This is a genomic window from Frisingicoccus caecimuris (assembly GCF_004340975.1).
GTDB lineage: Bacteria > Bacillota > Clostridia > Lachnospirales > Lachnospiraceae > Frisingicoccus > Frisingicoccus caecimuris.
This window is the reverse complement of record NZ_SLXA01000006.1, coordinates 27,558-48,549: the sequence shown is the minus strand read 5'-3', so window position 1 is coordinate 48,549 and position 20,992 is coordinate 27,558. Positions and strand designations below refer to the sequence as shown.

The window sequence follows — 20,992 nt, the reverse complement described above, 5'->3', positions numbered from 1 at the left end:
GTATGGAGTGTAAAGAAAACTATCAATTGCTGAAGAAGAAGCTTCAAAGTGAATTGTTGGAGACTTTGGAAACCGGTGGTGAATGGTCAGATGAAGAAATTATGGGACAGATTGATGAACTGATTGTTTCGGCAAGCAGAAATGTTTATTTGAGTGGTTATAAGAAACTGATGATGAAACAGGAACTGTTTAACTCGGTCCGGCGTTTGGACTTGCTGCAGGAGCTTGTGGACGATAAAGATATTACGGAAATTATGGTGAATGGAGCTGGCGATATTTTTTACGAAAAAAATGGTCATATGCGTCGATGGGACAAGGCATTTGAATCCAATGAAAAACTGGAAGATGTCATTCAGCAAATTGTGGCCGGAGTCAATCGGCAGGTTAATGAAGCTTCACCCATTGTGGATGCCCGTCTGGCGGATGGTTCCAGGGTAAATGTCGTTTTAAAACCTGTGGCCTTAAACGGGCCGATACTCACGATAAGGAAATTTCCAGAGGAGCCGATGAGTATGACACGTTTGATATGCCAGGGAGCATTGACTGAAGAGGCAGCGGCATTTTTGAAAAAAATCGTGCAGGCAAAATATAATATATTTATTTCCGGCGGTACGGGCACGGGGAAAACGACGATGCTTAATGCATTGATGGGATATGTACCGGAGGATGAACGGGTAATTACGATTGAGGATTCGGCCGAGCTCCAAATACATAATATTACCAATCTGGTAAAGCTTGAGGCCCGGAATGCCAATGCGGACGGAGAGCATCAGGTGAGCATCCGGGATCTGATCAAGAGTGCCATGAGGATGCGGCCGGACCGGATTATTGTAGGAGAGGTGAGGGGCGTTGAGAGTGTGGATATGATTCAGGCCATGTCCAGCGGTCATGATGGTTCAATTTCCACAGGTCATTCCGGGTCGCCGGAAGAGATGCTGAGCCGGCTTGAAACAATGGTGCTTATGGGAACGGATATTCCTCTGATGGCCATACGAAAGCAGATTGCATCGGCAATCGATATTATTGTCCAATTAGAAAGACTTCGGGATAAAAGCCGTCGGGTAACAGAGATTACAGAGGTTGTCGGATACGAAGACGGGGAGATACGTTTAAATCCATTATTCATTTTTAAAGAGGTGGCGGAAGACAAGGTTGAAAATGTGATTCGGGAAGAGGGCTGTTATGAGAAAATTGAAGATGAAGTTTCCGGACGGCTTATATATTCAGGAAACAGGCTGATACACAGGAAAAAGCTTGAAGCGGCAGCGCTCCAACTGGAGGGCGGACTGTGAAGCTTACAAATGAAGGGGGATATTGTCTGACGTGTCGGGAGCACCTTCAAATGGGACTTCTATGGATAGCGCTCTGCACAGCGGTGGGGTGGTTGTTCTACGATACAATTCTTTATTCTGTGGCCGGGTGGCCGGGATATCTGTTGTTTTTTCCAAAGGTTTCTGCATTGAAAGTGAATAAGTATCAAAAACAGATGCGTCTTGAATTTAAGGATGTGATGATATCCATCTATAGTTCACTCTCGGCGGGAGCAACGGTAGAACAAAGTTTGAGAAGGGCATGGGAGGATATGGAACGAATTCTTAAACCGGAATCCAGAATGCTTTTAGAGCTGGAATTTGTGTGTCGAAAAATGGAACACAACATTCCCACAGCCCAATGTCTTGAAGAGATGGCGGAACGCTGCCGGGATACGGAGATTGAAAATTTTACGCAAATATTGGTTCTTGGAAAAAGGCAGGGCGGCAAGCTGGCCATGCTTGTGCGTGACAGCGTGGAAAAAATCCAGCAGCGTATTGAAACAACTTATGAAATCGAGGGGCTGATCGGGGCGAAGCGCAATGAATTCCTTTTTATGTGTATGATTCCTGCCGGTATTATTGTATACATGCGTTTGTTTTCGCCGGAATTTATGTCCGTACTGTATGGCAATCCGGTTGGAGCCGCATTGATGACCCTATGTCTTTTTGTATACATCGGTGCATTTTGCATGGGACTGAAAATATTACAGTTGAATAAGGAGTGAGGAGAATGGATAAGCGGAAAAAATGGCTGCTGGCTGGTTGTATTGTTGTTACTGGTGTGACAGCGGTACTCTGGCTGAAGGGATATTTTGAAGTCAAAGAACCGATTCGTGTGCTTGAAAGAAATCCGCCGGGTATGGGTGATAAAGAAATCCAAATGGAGTTTCAGACGGATCAGGGGAGCTTCCCTGTGAATCTGAAACTGGCCGAGCGAAGCTACCGGGAAGATGAAATGGAAACGATTTTTGATCAGGGATGCGTATGGCTGGATAGTGTCTGGCTGGGTGAAAACACCTCATCCCAGACGGTTATCTATAATCTGTATTTTCCGACGGAAGTGGAGACACTTGGTCTGGCTGTGCGGTGGGAAACGGAAAGCTATCGGTGGGTTCAGAACGATGGGACGATTACAGACGAAGCCAGGGAGATGGCGCCTCTGGACACGACAGTCCGCGCTGTTTTAAGTTACGGCGATAAAGAACAAATCGTAGATTACCCTATTCGAATCATTCCTCCGGAAAAAGATGAAGAAACGGTTTTAAAAGAATCCGTGGCGAAAGCGCTGGAAAGGCTTCAGTCCGATCAAAAGACGGAAGCCGAGTTCGTACTGCCGGAAAATATTGGTGAGACAGCGCTCACATGGTATGGCAAAGATATTCCCATATGGCCAAAGGTTTTTGTTTTTGGAAATCTTTGTCTGATTCTGCTGTATTTTTGTCAGGAGGAAAGACGGATGCAGTATTTTAAAAACAGAGAAGACGGGCTGCGTCAGGATTATCCCGAAATTGTATATCGTCTTGTGCTTCTGATCGGCTCAGGAATGACAGTGCGGGCAGCCTGGGAAAAAATCAGCTCGGATTATCAGAACTGGCGGGAACGCACCGGCAAAAACCGATGGGGATATGAGGAGATGGAAACAGCTGTACGGGAGATGAATTATGGTATTCCGGAACTGAAAGCCTATGAAAACTTTGGAAAGCGTTGCGGGACACAGGGGTATATCCGACTAGCTTCCCTGTTGGTCCAGCAGGTAAGACGGGGAGCCAGAGGAATGAATCAACTCCTTGTCCAGGAAGTCGGTGAGGCAGAGGTGCTCCGTCGGGAAAATGCCCGGAAATCAGCGGAGGAAGCAGGAACGCGGCTGATTTTGCCGATGGTTTTACTTATGACAGTGGTTTTTGCTATATTGATGATTCCTGCATTTTTATCAATGAACTTATAGGAGGTACAATATGAAATTATGGAAGGATTTTTTGAATGATGAAGCCGGTATCGGTGTTGTGGAAATGATTTTAATATTGGTCGTATTGATTGGTCTCGTATTGATTTTCAAATCCCAGTTGACAGCGCTGGTCAATGATATTTTCAGCCGGATAACAAGTCAGAGCGCCGGAATATGACAGGTTGTAAGCGTATTGTCAGAAAAGCGGAGGGACAGGTCACGGTATTTATGACACTGTTGTTTTTGGTTGTTGTAAGTTTACTGATGGCCCAGTACCGTTCGGCGCTATTTTATACATGTCAGGCAGATGCGGAACGGGCAGCCTGTTTAAGTGTGGAAAGTTTTCTGGCCGGATATCATCGGCCACTCAGAGATTATTATCAGATACTGGCTGTGGATGGTGGTTTCGGACAAAGTGCATTTCAGGAGGAATGGCTGGAAGAACAGCTTTGCAGTGTTTTTGAAGAAAACATGAAAAGTTCTTATGGAGGAACCGGGACAGGTGCGGCGATCCTGGAAGAACCGATTTTCACGTTTTTAATCGACGGGGACTGGGATTTCTTTTTGAGAGAAATTACTTTGAATCGCGCGGAAACGGCGGTTTCGTCCGGCATCGAATACATTATGGAGCAGTGGAAGATAAAAAATGACGAGGCTTCTGCGAGCCTGAACCAAAAACGGGAGAATGCGGCTCAGGCCCCAAAAGAACCGACGGAATCCGGACAGCAGAACGTGGAAAACAGTGACAGAGAGCCGGTAACGGATCCAAGAGATTTTGTTGCTGAAATCTGGAATCAGGGCATTCTGGCCGCCGCCTGTCCGGAGAATTTTGCCCTGTCCGGGAAGAGGTGCCCAATGACAGATGTCTCTTTTCCAGAAGCAGGGCAAAAAATTCATGAGCACATTGATTTTAAGGACGATGCCAATATTCAGAGATTGTTAGAAAAGTGGGATGGTATCCTGGCACCGGAGACAGGGCTTCGTGGAATAGTGGAAGACGGAGCGGTTCAGTTGTATATCATGGAGGTTTTTGATCATGCAGCGACTGCAGAGAGCCGGATAAAACATGGGCGGGTACTGGCCTATGAGGTGGAATATATTCTGGCAGGTAATGACAGTGACAGTGAGAATTTAAAGACTGTATTGTGGAAGCTATTAGCATTTCGAAGTGTAATGAATCTCTCTCATATCCTTTTGTCCGGGGAGAAAGGGCTGGCGGTCCAACAGACAGCAATGGCACTATCGACAGCATTGTTGCTCCCACAGTTTACAGAGGTTGTTGCATTTCTTCTGAAAGCTGTCTGGGCCTTTGCAGAATCTCTGGCAGATTGCCGAACTCTTTTAAAAGGCGGAAAGATTCCACTGATGAAAGACGAGACGACATGGTATCTGTCCTGGGAACAGATGCTCCGGCTCAACGGGCACGCACTGGATGGAAACAATGGTGGGGAGGGTATAGACTATCAGGGATATCTACAGATGTTTTTGATGCTTATGAATCGGGATGTAAAGTATCGGAGAATGACCCATCTCATGGAGAAAAACATCCGTCTGTTGCCCCAATATCCGCAGTTCCGAATGGCTCAATGTATTTATGGAGTACAGGCCACATTTTATTGTGAAATTGGTCATGGGATGGGATATAAGGCACAGGCTGCGTTGTCTTACTGAAAGAAGGGGGTGAGGGTGGAATGTCTTTTTGGACACGTTTACAAAAAACTATAAACGAAAAGGCGATACCTGCTTTGCAAAAAATGGATGTCAATAAAAACCATATAAAAAACACATACACACTCCGTGTTCAAAAGGCATTCTGTCGTCACCCTCTTCCGGGAAGTATGACAGTGGAAGCGGCATTGGTATTTCCAATCGTGTTTTTTGTGTGGATGGCCTTTGTGTCGCTGACATCGGCCGTAAAGGTTCATGAAGTCCTTCAGCAGTGTCTGACAGAGACTGCTTTCGAACTGGCTGTGGAAGCAGGAGAAAATGAAGAGATTGTCCGCGACAGTGGAATATTGAGAGCCTGGCTGGATATTAAATCACTGGACTTTTTGGAAACCGGAGGTGTTTGTTCCGTGTCAGGGTATGATTTTTCAAATTCCAGAATACTGGAAGGCAATGAATGGCTGGAGTTTCATGTAAAGTATCGCGTGGAGATTCTGGAAGGGATTATTCCGATTCCGGGAATCCCTATGAAAAATTCTGTTTTTATCCGGGCCTGGACCGGTTATTCTCAGGATACAGATTTTTCGGGGATGGAAGAGATTCATGAAAATGTCTATGTGACCGAATATGGGCGTGTGTATCATGAAGACCGGATGTGCAGTCATATCCAGTTGAAAATCTATATGGTTGGAGCGGATGAGGCAAAAAAGTATCCGCCATGTGAAAGGTGTGTCCGGAGCGGATCGGACACAGGTACTACATATTATGTGACAGAGTCGGGAGAGTGTTATCATTGCCGTCTGGGCTGCAGCGGACTGAAACGCAATGTTCAGAGGATGACAATGGAAGAGGCTGTTATGGGCGGATGCACGCCGTGCAGTCGTTGCAGTGGGGGAGGTGAATAGAAATGGACGCAAAGCATATATGCAGTATGTTATTGGTGTCTTATCCCATTTACAGAGACATAAAAACACAACAAATCCAGCTTTTTCCGGGAGTGTGTCTGATTCTCGTCGGTATGATTGCCAGAGTGGTATCGGGGGATATGTTGGATGCTGCCTGGTTGATCGGGGGACTTCCAGGAGTAGTCTGTTTCCTGGCAGGAAAGTTGTTTGGTGATTGTATAGGCGCAGGTGATAGTTTTTTGATCGGCGGTATTGGGCTGTTGGAGGGCATAAATTTTTGCGGCCGGATGCTGGCCGTTACCGCAACTCTGATTTTTATTTTTTCGGTCGGAATGATGATATTCGGGAAGCTCCACAAAAAGTCCAAAGTGGCTTGCGTGCCGTTTTTAGCTATTGGTTATGTGGGAGCGTGGTTGTTATGAAATGGAAAGGACGTGGAAGATATACCGTGGAAGGAACATTAATTATCAGTATTATATGTCTGGTCACAGGATTGGTCATATTGTTTGGATTTTATGGGCACGATCGGGCTGTTATACAGAGTACGGCAGATAAACTGTCCAGATATGGAAGCCTTTGGGCCGGACGATATCTTCATCCGGAAATTCGGGAGGTGGATTATGAGTTGATGAAGCAGGGAGGAACAGTCGATTTTGGCGTTATTGAAGATATGGGATGCCGTATGCTTCAGGGACGGCTTTTTTGCGGAGAGCTGCGCAACATTCGGGCATCACAGAGTCTTTCGGGAAGGGAGGTGCAAGTGGAAATACAGACCGACTTTCAGATTGGAAAATATGACATCCCATGCAAAGTGAAAGCCTCATCTGTGGTCTTTCGGAGCAGAGATTTACCTCGAATAAATGAAAAAAATCAGGAGGATGAAACCGATGAATCGTGAACATTGTCGGAGTAGAGATTTAAAAAATACATATCTATGGGTAAATCGTGAGGGGCATTATGGAGAAAGATATGAGGAAATATTGCTGCGCAGGCAGTCCATTCCCGGATTGCTCTGCTTTTACGAAATTGAGGAAAATGACGAGAAGGGACTTATGTATATATTGAATCATCAGTCATCCTATCTGGAATCACTGGCTGGTGGTCGGATGGACTGCGAACATATTGCCTGTTTTATACAATCACTTGTACGGCTGATGGGAATCGTGGACGAGTATCTTCTGGACCCGTCGAATCTGGTTGTGGAGATGGACTATATTTTTGGCGCCGGCAGTGAGTGGGCCTATGTTTATATACCGGGATATGGAGAGAATTTTTGGCGACAAATGGAAAAATTATCGGAGGAGTGGCTTAACTATGTGGATTATTCTAATGAAAAAGCTGTTTTATGGGCGTATACATTTTATCAGAAAGTCCATGGCGAGAATTGTTCGGCGGAGGAGCTTATGGATATCCTGGATATGGATTGTACGCCGTCGGAACCAGATGCTGCGGTGGTTCAGGAAGAAATCGGAACATGGGCGGCGGAGCCGGTCGGAGAAAATGTCAGATGGAAATGGATATATCATCTGGTAGAAAAGATAAAAATGATGATGTTTGGAAACAAGGAAAGAAATTCGGATATATGCGATGGATTTTATGATCATACAGGCGTCGGAGCGGATACCTGCCCCATGCTTGAAGGTGTTTCGGAGGCATTGAACCCGGTATCAGAAATAAAAAAAACATTTGTACTAATTCCGACGGCAGAAACAGAAATGCCAGTGATCCGAGTGGATAACTTCCCATTTTTATTGGGGAGGAATGCAGATGAGACAGATGCTTGTCTGGATTGCACGAAAATCAGCCGGATTCATGCCCGGCTCGAAGGCCACATCCGGGAAGTAAGAGTCGTTGATATGAGTTCGGCAAATGGAACCTACCGAAACGATGAACGCCTGACGCCGGGAAAGGCCTACACATTAAATACAGGAGATATATTAAAACTGGCAGACTTGGAATTCATCTGCCAGTGGTGTTAAAAGTTTTCGAATAATTTCATTAAACGAAGCAGCGTGATATCTCGGGACACATAAGGTGCATATGTCATGGCCTCCCGGATGATATTGTCCTGGATACCAAGTTCCTCGATATGGATTTTACAGCCCATTTTCTGAAAGCAGGTTTCAAGGTAAACTGCTGATGGAAGTTCTCCAAGAATATCGAGAATCTCTTTGCGGTGCTGAAGGACTTGTTCGCTGGTGATGTTTGCCATAGGATCGGGAGTGTTCAGCGAGGCGACAGATGCACAGACTTCTTCGTCCTGGAAGCCTTTTTGAATTTCTCTTGCAGCTGAGGGAAAATGTTTGACCGGAATAAGCTGCCGTTTTTCCAGAGCTGTCCGGAAAGATTCATAGGCTTTAAGACAGAGCAATGTACCCACACCGACTTTTTCTCCGTGGACGGCGTTCAACTTTGGCTGTTTTACAGAGATGTCCAGATAGCGGGACAGATGGTGTTCAGCTCCCATCAGCGGTCTTGCAGCCTCATAAAAACCAATTTCCATATCAGGCAAAATCAGAGCATACAGTAATTGTTCGCAGCTGGAAGGATCGCCGGCAGCCAGATTGTCAATCTGTTCAATCACCTGTTGCATAAGCATAACTTCGGTATGATAGAGTTCATGATTAAAGCCGGAGCCAGTTACGACGGCAGAAATCTGTGCATCTGCCAGGGCGATGTAATTACCCATCAGATCACTGAAACCAGCGGCGGTCAATCGCTGCGGCACTGCCGCAAAAATATCTGTGTCTGCAAACAGATAGGTTGGGGCAGAGGCAATGACATTACCTTTGACTCCTTTGCGGACAACCGCAGATATACATGTAGTATATCCTTCTCCGCTGGCCGCTGTCGGTACGGAGATAAATGGCAGATGGTACTGCCAGCTGAGGTAACGTGTAATATCATGAATGGTCACGCTGCCAAGAGCAATCATACAGTCCGCTGTTGCCGGAATCTTATTTTGAGCGAGAGAAACACTGCGTTCATCAGCAGCCAGATCCTCCGGGTCCAGACAGATCAAGTCATAGTTGTCCATATTTTCCAGAAGCAGATCTCCGGCAAAATAGGTATTTTGGTCGCAAATGATAACAGGCTCCTGCCAGCCTTCTTTTTGCATAATGCCCTTTATTTTGGAAATAGCACCGGGTTCAATCCACATGCCCCGGATAAAGGGGTGATTCTCAGAATCCTTGCCGCACAGGCTGCTGATTTCTCCAAGATTAATTTTCATGAGTGAAGTCTCTCCCTGCCTATTTGTTTAAAAAGATTTTAATCTGTTGAGCAATAGCATCTCTTTCAGCTGCTTCCGATGTGCCTGGAACCCAGTTAATATGCTGGCCGTCATCATTATAGCGCGGAATAATGTGCATATGGAAATGAAAAACGGTCTGACCGGCAATTTCACCATTATTCTGAACGATGTTAAGTCCGTCACAGTTCAACGCTTCCTTCATAGCTTTGGCAATACGTGAAGCAAGAACAAAGACTTTTTCAGCGGTTACTTCGTCCATTTCAAAAATGTTGGCCATATGCTTTTTTGGAAGAATGAGGGCGTGTCCCTTTGTAGCCGGTGATAAATCCAGTATGACCCGGAACATCTCATCTTCATAAACGGTTGAGGAAGGAATTTCCCCGTTGGCTATTTTACAAAAAATGCAATCATTATTCATTATTCAGAATCCTCCAATCTTAACAGTATAAACTATCGGGATACTTTAATAATAGTTCACCTTATCAAAAATGTCTATTCCGAATTGAAAATAAATTTAAATGCCTGTGCCGCATCATGTCGGGAAATGTCAGCCAATTATATTTGATTCCACGCATAAATTATGGTAAATTGGAAAAAAAATCAGAAAGGAAGACCTTTATGCACGAACAGCCGGTGCTTTCCCTGTCGACGATTTCTCATGAGCTCAGGAATCCGCTGACTTTAATTCACAGCACACTTCAACTCATTGGAAATCATTACCCGGAGGTAACCAATGATCCTCTGTGGCCCCAATTACTTTTGGATATTAATTATATGTCCCAGTTACTTTCTGAATTGTCTTCATTAAATTCAAGCCAAACTCTTCACTATTCTCAAATCGATATTCGACAATTTCTGACAAATATTGTGTCATCATTTTATTCCACAACCCAGTCGCAGACAAAAGAATTATCATTGAATTTTGAAACAGATGAAAAATTTATTATGGGAGATTCTCTGAAAATCCGGGAGGTTTTTATCAATCTGATAAAAAATGCACTGGAAGCAACTCAGAGTGGGGATCAGATTGTTATTGATGTGAAATCGCGCTGGAATCGGCTGGTAGTCACGGTCAGTGATTCGGGAAGTGGTATGGATGGCTGTCGTTTATCAACAATTTTTGAACCTTTTGTAACATATAAATCAGATGGCACCGGCCTTGGACTGACAATTGTTAAAAATATTATGAACGCTCACGGAGGTGCCGTACAGGTATACTCAAAACCGGGAATCGGAACCAAATTTATTCTGATTTTCCCATTGACACCAGCGGAAAAAGCAGCAGATATGTAATTGGCCGCCGGAAAAATTAAAGGGCGCCCTTTCTCTTACATAAAAGTGTATGGAAAAAGGACGCCGAATTTTTTACCCATTCGGGATGTACGCTCCGTCAGGCTGGGTGCGATAAGGATTAATGAATGTTTTTATTTTTTTCGTTTTTTTCGACTTTTGACGGCTTCGTCACACAAATTTACAATAATGTCAATCGCGTTGGATGCCGTATTTGATCTCATAGCCTGGATATATGTCTCACGGTTTTCAAAAACTTCGTTGACCGCCTTGGACAGAGATTCATCCGTTACCATTTCTTCCGGAAGCAGATAGCTGAAGCCTTGTTTTTCAAAAGAGGCGGCGTTTAGAATCTGGTCACCGCGGCTGGCACCTGCTGGCAGAGGAATTAAAATATTTGGCTTATTCAGAGCCAGAAATTCGCAGATGGCATTGGAACCGGCACGGGAAATGACCAGGTCAGCAGCTGCAAGTAAATCGCTCAACTCATCCTTGACATAGTCGAATTGAATATATCCCGGACAGTTTTTGATGGCTGCATCCACCTTTCCTTTTCCACAGACATGGATAATCTGGTAAGAAGGCAGAAGAACGGGAAGGGCTTTGCGAACAGCTTCGTTGATAGCAGCGGCGCCAAGACTTCCGCCGATGACCAGAATTACTGGTTTTTCATCATTAAATCCGCAGAGCTGAAGGCCTTTGAAACGATTTCCGGTCAGGAGCTCCTGACGGATCGGTGAGCCGGAAAGAACGGCTTTGCCCTCGGGCAGATTGTCTGCAGTCTCCGGAAAATTGTGGCAGATTTTATATGCGGAAGGAATGGCCAGTTTGTTTGCCAGTCCGGGGGTCATATCCGATTCATGGATAATGGCTGGGATTTTGCAGCTTTTTGCGGCCAAAACTACAGGAACGCTCACAAAGCCACCCTTTGAGAAGATCACATCCGGTTTCAGCTTTTTTAAAATCTTCCGGGCTTCAAAATAGCCTTTGACAACTTTAAATGGGTCCGTAAAATTTTTGACATCAAAGTATCGACGGAGTTTTCCGGAGGAAATTCCATAATACGGAACGTTTAATTCCTCGATCAGCCGTCGTTCGATTCCGTCGTAGGAACCAATGTAGGAAATCTGATAACCGTCTTTTTTCAGTGCGGGCATCAGAGCAATATTCGGTGTAACGTGTCCGGCTGTACCTCCGCCGGTCAGGACGATTTTCTTCATCTTTTCAGACCTCCTGAGCAGAAGCGGAGTTTTTATACTCCTGCAATGCTTTGGCCAACTGGTCCGGACAGGATGTGCCACGGCCGTTGCAGTCAATACCGGAAAGAAGCTGGATAACATCATCTACCGGACGTCCGACAACGAGAGCTGCAACGCCTTTCGTATTTCCATCACACCCACCGATGAACTGACAATTAGTAATAATGCCGTTTTCTACTTCAAAGTCCACAGCTCTGGAACATGTATGTTTATTTAAGTGCCGCATGTAAATCACTCCTATTCTTAAATTTATTTCCACCCTATTATAGCAGAAGCGATATATATAGGCCAGTGAAATTTTGAAGTTCTTTTGAGGTGGAACGATAAAATTTAGAACTTCTCGCAGGAATGGGTTTGTGTTATTATAGTAAAAGCAAGTTAGAATCAGGAGATGATCAAATATGAAAAAAATAGGAATTATCGGGGCCATGGAAGAGGAAGTGGCCGTTTTAAAAGAAATGATGGAGATTCAGGAAGTACGGACCATTGCGGGGATGGAATTTTGCCGTGGCATCTGCGAGAACCAGTCCGTGATCGTTGTCCGCAGCGGTATTGGAAAGGTTAACGCGGCCATCTGTACCCAGATTCTCTGTGATATTTTCCAGTCGGAAATGATTATTAATACTGGCGTGGCCGGAAGCCTGAAAAATGCCATTAATATTGGTGACATTGTGCTTTCGGTGGACACGCTCCAGCATGATATGGACGCAACGGGATTTGGCTATGAACCCGGAGTGATTCCACGGATGGAGACATCGGTATTTAAAGCGGACGAGGCGTTGGTGGATCTGGCGGAAAAAATCTGCCGGGAGGTCAATCCGGATATTCAGGTTTTCCGGGGACGGGTTGTCAGCGGCGATCAATTTATTTCGGACCATGATGTAAAGGAACGGCTGATTCAGATGTTTGGAGGTTACTGTACAGAGATGGAGGGGGCGGCGATTGCTCAGGCAGCATGGTTGAATCAGGTTCCTTTTATTATTATCCGGGCAATTTCTGATAAGGCCGATGGCAGTGCGGAAATGGATTACAGTGAATTTGAGATGAGAGCAATTGAGCATACGGTGCATCTGGTGACAGGAATATTGAGAAATATGTAAAATATGCCCGACCAATTTGAATAGATTTTGTCTTTTCATTGATATTATAATGGAACTATCTTAATCAATGAAAGGAGTTCACAAAAATGAGAAACTGGTTTTTGGGACAGGGTATTCCAATGTATGCGGAAGCCATACTGCTGGCGGCCGGATTATTTACCTTATGGATGACAGGAAGAATTTACAAAAGACTGATACGCGAAGCTGATTTGATGGGAACCTCCAATCAGCGATTGATTAAATACATTAAACTGAAAGTGACGAGCTATTACAAAATCGGTATGCGTCCGGAGGATACACAGGCACTGATCGGGCGCTACATAAAAAAATTCCGCATAGGCCCTTTTTCACTTCAGAGCTGGAGCCGGCTGCCTTATCTGATAATGACGGCGATGCTTGCTGTCGGCGGCGGTAATCTGATGTATCGGTGGACACGGGGAGAAGAACTCTATCGAATATCCATCATTTTCGGAGTATCCGTTATGGGAACGGTCATTCTGGGCGGACTTTTCATATTTATGGATTTCAGGGCGAAAGAGACCCTGCTGACAAACAGCATTTCTGATTATGTGGACAACTATCTCAGCAATAAGCTGGCTCAGGATTATAAAGATCAGGCCGGGCAGGTGGCGCCAGAGCAGTATAAGCGGGCGCTGCAGGAGATCGCAGCTACGGGGACTGGCCGGCGCAAAGAGAGAAACAGCCAGTATTATTATGACGGATTTAACGAAGAAAGTGATTTAAACCGGAAAAATGATGCGGTAGATGCGAAGATCGTGGAAGATGTCCTGAAAGAATTTTTGTGTTGAAAAATTGTTAAATTATTGATAAAATGTGGTCATTTTGGTATTATAATAGATAAGAATATTTAAATACTAATGGAGGTAAACGAAATGGCAAAAGGGGTTACATTTGATTATTCGAAAACATCACCATTTATTCGTGCGGATGAAGTTGAATTGATGAAAAAACTGGTTGGGGATGCCAAGGAAGTTCTCGTTAGCAAAACGGGAGCAGGCAATGATTTCCTGGGCTGGATTGACCTCCCTGTAGATTATGACAAGGAAGAATTTGCAAGGATTAAAAAAGCTGCAGCCAGGATTCAGAGTGATTCGGAAGTATTGCTTGTGATTGGCATTGGGGGATCCTACCTGGGAGCAAGAGCAGCGATTGAATTTTTACAGCATAATTTTTACAATATATTGCCAAAAGAACAGCGTAAGACTCCGGAGATTTATTTTGTTGGGAACAACCTGAGCAGTTCATATATCAGTAATCTGATTGATGTGATCGGAGACAGAGATTTCTCGATCAATATGATTTCAAAATCTGGAACAACGACTGAACCAGCAGTAGCTTTTCGGGTTTTCAAGAAACTGATCGAAAGGAAATACGGCAAGGAAGAAGCTGCCAAACGTATTTACTGTACGACGGACAAGGCCAGGGGAGCTTTAAAGAATCTGGCCACAGAGGAAGGCTATGAGACCTTTGTTGTGCCGGATGATGTGGGCGGACGTTTTTCCGTGCTGACAGCTGTAGGACTTCTGCCAATCGCAGTCAGCGGCGCGGACATTGACCAGTTGATGGCCGGTGCGGCCAGCGCGAGAAAGCGTTGTCTTGAAAATGAATTTGAAGAAAATGATTCTTTACAGTATGCGGCTATTCGTAATATCCTCCTTCGTAAAGGAAAATCTATAGAGATTACCTGTAGTTACGAACCATCGCTTTTATATATCGGCGAGTGGTGGAAACAGCTTTACGGAGAAAGCGAAGGTAAAGATCAAAGGGGTATTTTCCCGGCTTCTGTTACACTGACAGCAGATTTGCATTCCATGGGACAGTTTATTCAGGATGGTTCCCGTATTATGTTTGAAACTGTTCTGGAAGTGGAAACTCCGAAACATGAGATTTTGATTGAAGAAGAGCCGGTAGACCTGGACGGCCTGAACTATCTGGCCGGAAAGAATGTGGATTTCATCAATAAGAGTGCAATGAACGGTACGGCACTTGCACATACGGACGGCAATGTCCCGAACCTGATGGTGCATATTCCGGAACAGAATGAATTCTATCTCGGCGAATTGTTCTATTTTTATGAATTCGCCTGCGGTATCAGCGGATATGTTCTCGGTGTGAATCCGTTTAATCAGCCGGGCGTTGAAAGCTATAAGAAAAATATGTTTGCGCTTCTTGGAAAACCAGGATATGAGGATTTGACAGAAGCGTTGTTGAAACGTCTGTAAGTATGATCGACAAGCTCTGTCCGGAAATCCGGGCAGAGCTTTTGTTTTGAAAAAAATACGATGGATTCGGTGTATATATGCTAAAATACGCTTAGGTTGATTAAAAGGAGAAGTATGACTATGGAAGAAAAGAGACAAAAGGAAGTCTATGTCATCGGACATAAGAATCCGGACACAGATTCGGTGTGTTCGGCGATTGCCTATGCCTCACTCAAAAATGAAATTCTCGTCAGAATGCATCAGGGAGAGTCTGTGGAGCAGTATCAGGATTTTCTCGTTGAAGGTGAGGAGAGGGCAAATGCGGTCTATGTACCGGCCAGAGCCGGACAGATCAACACGGAAACGAATTATGTCCTGAGAAAGTTTCAGCAGAAAGTACCGGTGTATATGAGTGCTATCCGGACTCAGGTGGCGGATATCAATATCCGGCGTATTCCGGGAATTGCTGCGGACTATTCGTTGAAGAAAGCCTGGGAAATCATGCGTCAGTCAGAGACCTCTACACTGGCGGTGGTCGATGATGACAGAAAACTTCAGGGACTGATCACGATATCTGATATTGCGGGTGCCTATATGTCTGTGTTGGATAATCAGATTTTATCGGAAGCATGTACACCGATTGCAAATATCCTTGAGACATTAAAGGGAGAACTGGTTGTGGGGGATGCCGAAAAACGTCTGATGAAGGGCAAGCTGGTGGTTTCGACAGCCACATTGAGTGTGATCGATGAATTTATAAAAGAAGATGACCTGGTCATTCTTGGAAACCGGTATGAAGCTCAACTGAGCGCCATTGAAAATCGAGCGTCCTGTATCATTATCTGCGATGGGGCCAAGGCTTCACGGACGATCTGTAAGCTGGCGGAGGAAAACGGCTGTGCAGTTATCTGTACGCCGGCGGATACATATACCGTGACCCGTTCTATCAATCAGAGTATTCCTGTCAGCTATTTCATGATTAAAGAGGGGATTATTTCTTTCAAAGAAAGTGATTATGTTGCGGATATTAAACCAATTATGCTGAATAAGCGGCATCGGGATTTCCTTATCGTAGATGACGAGGGACGTTATACAGGAATGATCTCACGGCGTACACTGATCGATATGAACACAAAAAAAGTTATTCTTGTGGACCATAACGAGGTGGATCAGGCGGCCGATGGTGTGGATGAGGCAGAAGTTATGGAGATTATCGACCATCATAAACTCGGTACGGTAGAAACCATCCGTCCAGTCAAGGTGCGTAATGAACCGGTAGGATGTACGGCCACGATCGTCTATGAAATGTACATGGAAAATCAGATCCCGGTTTCAAAAGAAATTGCCGGAATTTTGTGTGCGGCAATTCTTTCGGATACACTAATGTTCCGTTCGCCGACTTGTACGGAGATGGACAAAATGGTGGCTGAACATCTGGCGGAAATTGCAGAAATTGATATCGAAAAGTTTGCCATGAAGATGTTCGAGGAAGGCAGCCAGCTCAGAAAGAAGGCAGATTCGGAGATTTTCTATCAGGATTACAAGAAATTTGTTGCCAGTGACACACCTTATGGTGTCGGGCAGATTACGTCTATGAATCATGAGGAACTCTTAAGTGTTCAGGATCGACTGCTGGCTTACATGGAGTCAGCCATGAATGAAACCGGAATTCCGATGATTTTCTTTATGCTGACAGATATATTGAAAGAGTCGACACGGCTTCTTTTTGTGGGAAATGATGCCAAAATGCTTGTTGAAAACAGTTTCCACAAGGAGGCAGAGGCGAACTATATTGATCTGGAAGGCATGGTATCCAGAAAGAAACAGTTAATACCAAAGTTGACCGCGGTATTGCAGCAGTAGCAGGAGGGTGCAGAAATGAAAAAGGAAAAAATTTACGTCATTGGACATAAACATCCGGACACAGATTCTATTTGCTCCGCTATTGCCTATGCTTATCTGCGGAAAAATGTGACCGGAATGAATTATGTACCGGCCCGGGCCGGAGAGATTAATTCGGAGACTGCTTTTGTGTTGGAAAGATTTCAGGCAGAGGTTCCGATTTATATGCAGGATGTGCGCACCCAGGTGAAGGATGTGCAGATTTCGCCGTCTTACAGTGGACGGCCGGATATGTCCATCCGTGAAGCCTGGCAGCGGCTTCAGGAAGAAAAGGTATCCACATTGACGATTGTGGATGATGATAAAAAACTTCTGGGTTTGATTACTAAAGGTGATATTGCAAAAACCTATATGGGTGTTTATGATAGCCGGGTGCTCTCAGAAAACCGGACACCTTATAAGAACATTCTGGAAACGCTGGATGGGGAGATGCTTGTCGGAGACCCGGAAGGCATCGTGGAAAAGGGCAAGATATTGATCGCGGCGGCCAATCCGGATTTGATGGAAGAATATATTGAGGACGGAGACATGGTCATGCTGGGAGACCGTTATGAGTCACAGCTCTGTGCCATTGAGATGAATGCGGGATGCCTCATCATCAGCATGAATACCCAGCCAAACGATACGATTTTGAAACTGGCGGAGGAACGTCATTGCACGATCATTCGAACACCTTATGATACCTTTATCGCGGCCCGTTTGATCAACCAGAGTATGGCTATCAGCCATTTTATGGTGAAGGATATGAAGACCTTCAAAAAGGATGATTTTATTGACGATGTAAAGGAAGTTATGGCTAAGAACCGTCATCGTGCATTTCCGATCGTGACAAATCAGGGAAAGGTTGTTGGCATGTTTACTCGTCACAATCTCATTGATCTGGACAAAAAGAAAGTAGCACTGGTCGATCACAATGAAGCCGGGCAGGCTGTGGACGGTATATTTGACTGCGAGATTATGGAAATTGTAGATCATCATAAGCTTGGATATGTTCAGAGTATGAAACCGGTATTTTTCCGGTGTCAGCCGGTGGGATGCACATCGACGATCATTTATTTGATGTATCGGGAGAATAAAGTAGACATTCCGGCGAATATCGCAGGGCTCATGTGTTCTGCCATAATTTCCGATACGCTGTTATACCGTTCTCCGACCTGCACACCTCTGGATCGTATGGCTGCGGAAACTCTGGCCAAAATTGCCGGTATTGATGTGGAAGAATACGGCATGCAGATGTTTGAGGCCGGAAGCGACTTAAAGAGCAAATCCGATGCGGATATCTTCTATCAGGATTTCAAGAAATTTTCAGCAGGTGATACCCAGTTTGGCGTGGGACAGATAACATCTCTCGACGCCCGGGAATTAAAGAAAATTCATGCCCGTCTGTCTAACATGCTTCCAAAGGCGAAGGCAGAACACGGACTGGATATGATTTTCTTTATGCTCACCAATATTCTTGACGAGTCTACGCTAGTACTCTGTTCGGATGAAGCGGCACTCTCGGTGGCTTCCAGATGCTTTGGCGTTTCAGTGACAAAGGATGGAGACAGTGTGTTTGTTGACAATATGGTTTCGAGAAAGAAACAGTTTATTCCAAAAATGGTTGGAACATTACAGGAGTAGGTACTATGGCAAAACAGAAGTGGAAACCGGGGAATATGGTTTATCCTCTGCCGGCGGTGCTCGTCAGTTGTGGGGACAAAAAAGGGAATATCAATGTGATGACAGCGGCGTGGACAGGAACAGTCTGTTCCGATCCGCCCATGGTCTATGTATCTGTTCGCAAGGAGCGTCATTCCCACCATATGATTCAGGAAACAAGAGAATATGTAATTAATCTGACGACGGAAAAGCTGGCGTGGGCCGCCGACTTCTGCGGTGTGCGTTCCGGTCGGGATTTGGATAAATTCAAGGAAATGAAACTGACGCCGGTACAGGGAGAACTTCAATATGCGCCAATGATCGAAGAAAGCCCCGTATCCATTGAATGCCGGGTCACCAATGTGATGGAATTGGGCAGTCATGACATGTTCATGGCGGAAGTGACGGCGGTTTATGTAGATGAACAGTATATGGATGAAAAGGGGACGTTTCATCTGGAGAAAGCGGCTCCGATGGTGTATTCTCATGGGCAGTATTATGGGCTGGGACGGCATCTGGGCGGATTTGGATATGCTGTTCGTAAAAAGCCGGCGAAAAAGGGGAAAAAATAAATTAAAGGAGATGATGCAGAGTAGATGCTTGTCTATTCGGTGCCATCTCCTTTTTTTGCGTTATTATTTATTTTTCAGAAAACTTCCGCGGACAATTGCATCCCTACCGTATTTTTTACGAATATCATCCAGGGCTTTGTCGAGCTTTTGGAGTTTGGCGTTTTCTGACGTGTCAAAAAGATTCATCTGAACAGCGTCGGCGTCGGAAAGCTTGGAGGTTCGTATACCCAACAGCCGGATTGGCTGTCCGCTCCAGGCTTCATCAAACAGCCGACAGGTGTATTGATAAAGTGTATTTGCATTCTGACTTGGAGACAAAAGCTGCATCTGATGAGAAATCGTCGAAAAATCACTGTATTTGATTTCCACATTGATCATACCGGCACACTGTCGGGCATCCCGGAGACGTCGGGAAACGGATTCGGAAAGGGACAGGAGTACTTTTCTGGCAGCGGCGGTCTCAATGACGTCGGAAGACAGAGTGGTGGAATTCCCGATACCTTTGGCGATATGGCGTCGTGTGTCGATGGGCGTGTATTCGAGTCCGTTGGCGTATTCCCAGATGGTCTGACCGTGGGTCTTCAGGTGGGAAGTCAGAATGGACGGATCGGTATGAGCCAGGTCGCCGATGGTTTTAATACCGAGAAGCTCCAGTGTCCGGGCGGAGGAGCGGCCGACCATGAAAAGGTCACGGACAGGCAGCGGCCACATCTTCTGAGGAATTTCTTCCGGAAATAAAGTATGTACAAGGTCCGGCTTTTTAAAATCCGAGGCCATCTTTGCCAGCAGTTTATTGGTGGATATGCCGATATTAACAGTAAAACCAAGCGCATTATGAATGTGTTCCCGGATGTGGTTGGCAGCGGTCTCCGGTGTTTCACCGCCGTTTTTAAAAGGCACATAGGACATAAAACATTCATCAATACTATAAGGACGGATATCCGGCGAATAGGTTTCAAGAAGATTCAGCATTTGATGGCTGCATTCATGATAATAGGTATGATCCGGCTGGATAATGCGGAGTGTCGGACATTTTTTCAGGGCATCGGTGATGGGTTCCCCGGTAGTGATCCCAAATGCTTTTGCCGGAATGGATTTTGCAAGAATGACACCGCGGCGTTTGGACATATCACCGCCGATAGCGGCCGGAATGGTCCGTATATCCACAGTTTCGCCTTCGGCCAGCAGGCGGATCGCCGTCCAGCTTAAAAATGCTGAATTTACGTCAATATGAAAGAATATAGTTTTCATGAAAATTCACCTTTACTTTCGTAAAACTATTATAGCCGAAGGCGTTACACAGGTCAATGCGGGCAAAACAAAGTCCCGGGGCAGCATATGGTAAAATGGTTGAGAATCTTCAAAGATAATGGTACAATGGGTAAATGCAGATTAAAGAGGAGAACATGCAATGGCAGAAAATATTATTTTGATTGGAATGCCCGGAGCGGGAAAAAGTACGGTTGGCGTTGTGCTGGCAAAGGTTCTTGGCTATGATTTTATAGATTCGGATTTATTGATTCAGGCAGAAACGGGCAAGCGATTGTTTGAAATTATTAATGCATCGGGGATCGATGGTTTCCTGAAAGTTGAAAATGAGGTAAACTCCCGGATTGAGACGAATCACACAGTGATCGCCACCGGCGGCAGTGTGATTTATGGGGAAGAAGCAATGGCCCATTTAAAATCCATCGGAACGGTGGTGTATATTCAGGTGCCTTACGCCGATCTTGAGAAACGGCTCGGAAATCTTCTGAAACGGGGTGTCGCTATACGTAACGGCAGTACCCTGAAGGATTTATATGATGAGAGGGTGCCATTATATGAAAAGTATGCGGATATTACAGTGGATGAGCGGGATAAGGGCATCCGGGAAGTTGTTAAGACGATTGAACATATGTTGGAGGGCAGCGTAAGACGATAGC

Annotated in this window: 22 protein-coding genes; 17 read left to right on the top strand and 5 right to left on the bottom strand. The window is 45.2% G+C overall.

Features of this window, described 5'->3' with window-relative positions:
* Nucleotides 1-2 precede the first annotated feature (2 nt).
* The 9 genes from EV212_RS07550 (at nt 3) to EV212_RS07510 (ending at nt 7,807) form a co-directional block, all read left to right on the top strand.
* Complete coding sequence (locus tag EV212_RS07550; protein WP_132091242.1) at nt 3-1,292, top strand: CpaF family protein; 1,290 nt, start codon at nt 3-5, stop codon at nt 1,290-1,292.
* On the top strand, nt 1,289-2,038 hold the full coding sequence (locus EV212_RS07545) for a type II secretion system F family protein (protein ID WP_132091238.1): 750 nt from the start codon (nt 1,289-1,291) through the stop codon (nt 2,036-2,038). The genes EV212_RS07550 and EV212_RS07545 overlap by 4 nt, the downstream gene beginning before the upstream one ends.
* Before the next feature lie 5 nt (nt 2,039-2,043).
* A complete protein-coding gene (locus EV212_RS07540) occupies nt 2,044-3,258 on the top strand; it encodes a hypothetical protein (RefSeq protein ID WP_132091235.1) in 1,215 nt (404 codons plus the stop codon).
* A gap of 10 nt (nt 3,259-3,268) precedes the next feature.
* On the top strand, nt 3,269-3,436 hold the full coding sequence (locus EV212_RS07535; protein WP_132091232.1) for a Flp1 family type IVb pilin: 168 nt from the start codon (nt 3,269-3,271) through the stop codon (nt 3,434-3,436).
* Nucleotides 3,433-4,929, top strand: a complete 1,497-nt coding sequence (locus EV212_RS07530) for a DUF5702 domain-containing protein (RefSeq protein ID WP_132091229.1) — start codon at nt 3,433-3,435, stop codon at nt 4,927-4,929. The genes EV212_RS07535 and EV212_RS07530 overlap by 4 nt, the downstream gene beginning before the upstream one ends.
* An 83-nt stretch (nt 4,930-5,012) precedes the next feature.
* On the top strand, nt 5,013-5,828 hold the full coding sequence (locus EV212_RS07525; RefSeq protein ID WP_132091226.1) for a TadE/TadG family type IV pilus assembly protein: 816 nt from the start codon (nt 5,013-5,015) through the stop codon (nt 5,826-5,828).
* Nucleotides 5,829-5,830: 2 nt separating this feature from the next.
* Nucleotides 5,831-6,250 (top strand): A24 family peptidase, encoded by a 420-nt coding sequence (locus tag EV212_RS07520; protein WP_132091223.1) that lies wholly within the window; start codon nt 5,831-5,833, stop codon nt 6,248-6,250.
* Complete coding sequence (locus EV212_RS07515; protein ID WP_132091220.1) at nt 6,247-6,726, top strand: hypothetical protein; 480 nt, start codon at nt 6,247-6,249, stop codon at nt 6,724-6,726. The genes EV212_RS07520 and EV212_RS07515 overlap by 4 nt, the downstream gene beginning before the upstream one ends.
* On the top strand, nt 6,716-7,807 hold the full coding sequence (locus tag EV212_RS07510) for a DUF6382 domain-containing protein (protein ID WP_165873329.1): 1,092 nt from the start codon (nt 6,716-6,718) through the stop codon (nt 7,805-7,807). Before EV212_RS07515 ends, EV212_RS07510 begins: the two co-directional genes overlap by 11 nt.
* On the opposite strand, the gene EV212_RS07505 is transcribed toward EV212_RS07510, so the two are convergent.
* Nucleotides 7,804-9,060: an iron-containing alcohol dehydrogenase gene (locus EV212_RS07505; RefSeq protein ID WP_132091214.1), complete on the bottom strand. Its 1,257-nt coding sequence runs from the start codon at nt 9,058-9,060 to the stop codon at nt 7,804-7,806. The two genes, EV212_RS07510 and EV212_RS07505, sit on opposite strands and share 4 nt — an antisense overlap.
* 19 nt (nt 9,061-9,079) lie before the next feature.
* Entirely contained in the window at nt 9,080-9,499 is a 420-nt protein-coding gene (locus EV212_RS07500; protein ID WP_132091211.1) for an HIT family protein, read from the bottom strand.
* A 200-nt stretch (nt 9,500-9,699) separates the two neighbouring features.
* Between EV212_RS07500 and EV212_RS07495 the strand changes: the two genes are divergently transcribed.
* On the top strand, nt 9,700-10,374 hold the full coding sequence (locus EV212_RS07495) for a sensor histidine kinase (protein ID WP_165873328.1): 675 nt from the start codon (nt 9,700-9,702) through the stop codon (nt 10,372-10,374).
* A 131-nt stretch (nt 10,375-10,505) separates the two neighbouring features.
* Here the strand turns inward: EV212_RS07495 and EV212_RS07490 are convergent, their stop codons facing one another.
* Nucleotides 10,506-11,591, bottom strand: coding sequence for an undecaprenyldiphospho-muramoylpentapeptide beta-N-acetylglucosaminyltransferase (locus EV212_RS07490; RefSeq protein ID WP_132091205.1), 1,086 nt, complete (start codon nt 11,589-11,591; stop codon nt 10,506-10,508).
* 4 nt (nt 11,592-11,595) lie between these two features.
* Nucleotides 11,596-11,856, bottom strand: a complete 261-nt coding sequence (locus tag EV212_RS07485; protein ID WP_132091202.1) for a TIGR03905 family TSCPD domain-containing protein — start codon at nt 11,854-11,856, stop codon at nt 11,596-11,598.
* 175 nt (nt 11,857-12,031) lie between these two features.
* Between EV212_RS07485 and EV212_RS07480 the strand changes: the two genes are divergently transcribed.
* From EV212_RS07480 to EV212_RS07455, 6 genes are all read left to right on the top strand, one after another.
* Nucleotides 12,032-12,730 (top strand): 5'-methylthioadenosine/adenosylhomocysteine nucleosidase, encoded by a 699-nt coding sequence (locus EV212_RS07480; protein WP_132091199.1) that lies wholly within the window; start codon nt 12,032-12,034, stop codon nt 12,728-12,730.
* 86 nt (nt 12,731-12,816) lie between these two features.
* Nucleotides 12,817-13,539 (top strand): hypothetical protein, encoded by a 723-nt coding sequence (locus EV212_RS07475; protein WP_132091196.1) that lies wholly within the window; start codon nt 12,817-12,819, stop codon nt 13,537-13,539.
* 84 nt (nt 13,540-13,623) lie between these two features.
* Nucleotides 13,624-14,973 (top strand): glucose-6-phosphate isomerase, encoded by a 1,350-nt coding sequence (locus EV212_RS07470; protein WP_132091193.1) that lies wholly within the window; start codon nt 13,624-13,626, stop codon nt 14,971-14,973.
* A gap of 120 nt (nt 14,974-15,093) precedes the next feature.
* The gene (locus EV212_RS07465) at nt 15,094-16,815 is read left to right on the top strand and encodes a putative manganese-dependent inorganic diphosphatase (protein ID WP_132091189.1); all 1,722 of its coding nucleotides are present in this window, start codon (nt 15,094-15,096) and stop codon (nt 16,813-16,815) included.
* Nucleotides 16,816-16,830: 15 nt separating this feature from the next.
* Complete coding sequence (locus EV212_RS07460; protein WP_132091186.1) at nt 16,831-18,477, top strand: putative manganese-dependent inorganic diphosphatase; 1,647 nt, start codon at nt 16,831-16,833, stop codon at nt 18,475-18,477.
* Nucleotides 18,478-18,482: 5 nt separating this feature from the next.
* Nucleotides 18,483-19,067 carry a flavin reductase family protein gene (locus EV212_RS07455; RefSeq protein ID WP_132091183.1) on the top strand — a complete coding sequence of 195 codons (585 nt, stop codon included), beginning with the start codon at nt 18,483-18,485 and terminating at the stop codon, nt 19,065-19,067.
* Between the two features lie 63 nt (nt 19,068-19,130).
* Here EV212_RS07455 and EV212_RS07450 read toward each other — a convergent pair whose 3' ends face one another.
* Nucleotides 19,131-20,318, bottom strand: coding sequence for a DNA polymerase Y family protein (locus EV212_RS07450; protein ID WP_132091180.1), 1,188 nt, complete (start codon nt 20,316-20,318; stop codon nt 19,131-19,133).
* Nucleotides 20,319-20,478: 160 nt separating this feature from the next.
* On the opposite strand from EV212_RS07450, the gene EV212_RS07445 reads away from it, so the two are divergent.
* A complete protein-coding gene (locus EV212_RS07445; RefSeq protein ID WP_132091177.1) occupies nt 20,479-20,991 on the top strand; it encodes a shikimate kinase in 513 nt (170 codons plus the stop codon).
* Nucleotide 20,992 lies beyond the last annotated feature (1 nt).

Bases quoted from the DNA above. Each gene is read 5' to 3' on its own strand.
- EV212_RS07535 (WP_132091232.1), top strand. From the start codon at position 3,269: ATGAAATTATGGAAGGATTTTTTGAATGATGAAGCCGGTATCGGTGTT.
- EV212_RS07520 (WP_132091223.1), top strand. From the start codon at position 5,831: ATGGACGCAAAGCATATATGCAGTATGTTATTGGTGTCTTATCCCATT.
- EV212_RS07445 (WP_132091177.1), top strand. From the start codon at position 20,479: ATGGCAGAAAATATTATTTTGATTGGAATGCCCGGAGCGGGAAAAAGT.
- EV212_RS07495 (WP_165873328.1), top strand. From the start codon at position 9,700: ATGCACGAACAGCCGGTGCTTTCCCTGTCGACGATTTCTCATGAGCTC.
- EV212_RS07550 (WP_132091242.1), top strand. From the start codon at position 3: ATGGAGTGTAAAGAAAACTATCAATTGCTGAAGAAGAAGCTTCAAAGT.
- EV212_RS07530 (WP_132091229.1), top strand. From the start codon at position 3,433: ATGACAGGTTGTAAGCGTATTGTCAGAAAAGCGGAGGGACAGGTCACG.
- EV212_RS07510 (WP_165873329.1), top strand. From the start codon at position 6,716: ATGAATCGTGAACATTGTCGGAGTAGAGATTTAAAAAATACATATCTA.
- EV212_RS07470 (WP_132091193.1), top strand. From the start codon at position 13,624: ATGGCAAAAGGGGTTACATTTGATTATTCGAAAACATCACCATTTATT.
- EV212_RS07450 (WP_132091180.1), bottom strand. From the start codon at position 20,318: ATGAAAACTATATTCTTTCATATTGACGTAAATTCAGCATTTTTAAGC.
- EV212_RS07475 (WP_132091196.1), top strand. From the start codon at position 12,817: ATGAGAAACTGGTTTTTGGGACAGGGTATTCCAATGTATGCGGAAGCC.
- EV212_RS07500 (WP_132091211.1), bottom strand. From the start codon at position 9,499: ATGAATAATGATTGCATTTTTTGTAAAATAGCCAACGGGGAAATTCCT.
- EV212_RS07515 (WP_132091220.1), top strand. From the start codon at position 6,247: ATGAAATGGAAAGGACGTGGAAGATATACCGTGGAAGGAACATTAATT.
- EV212_RS07490 (WP_132091205.1), bottom strand. From the start codon at position 11,591: ATGAAGAAAATCGTCCTGACCGGCGGAGGTACAGCCGGACACGTTACA.
- EV212_RS07505 (WP_132091214.1), bottom strand. From the start codon at position 9,060: ATGAAAATTAATCTTGGAGAAATCAGCAGCCTGTGCGGCAAGGATTCT.
- EV212_RS07455 (WP_132091183.1), top strand. From the start codon at position 18,483: ATGGCAAAACAGAAGTGGAAACCGGGGAATATGGTTTATCCTCTGCCG.
- EV212_RS07460 (WP_132091186.1), top strand. From the start codon at position 16,831: ATGAAAAAGGAAAAAATTTACGTCATTGGACATAAACATCCGGACACA.
- EV212_RS07480 (WP_132091199.1), top strand. From the start codon at position 12,032: ATGAAAAAAATAGGAATTATCGGGGCCATGGAAGAGGAAGTGGCCGTT.
- EV212_RS07540 (WP_132091235.1), top strand. From the start codon at position 2,044: ATGGATAAGCGGAAAAAATGGCTGCTGGCTGGTTGTATTGTTGTTACT.
- EV212_RS07485 (WP_132091202.1), bottom strand. From the start codon at position 11,856: ATGCGGCACTTAAATAAACATACATGTTCCAGAGCTGTGGACTTTGAA.
- EV212_RS07525 (WP_132091226.1), top strand. From the start codon at position 5,013: ATGGATGTCAATAAAAACCATATAAAAAACACATACACACTCCGTGTT.
- EV212_RS07465 (WP_132091189.1), top strand. From the start codon at position 15,094: ATGGAAGAAAAGAGACAAAAGGAAGTCTATGTCATCGGACATAAGAAT.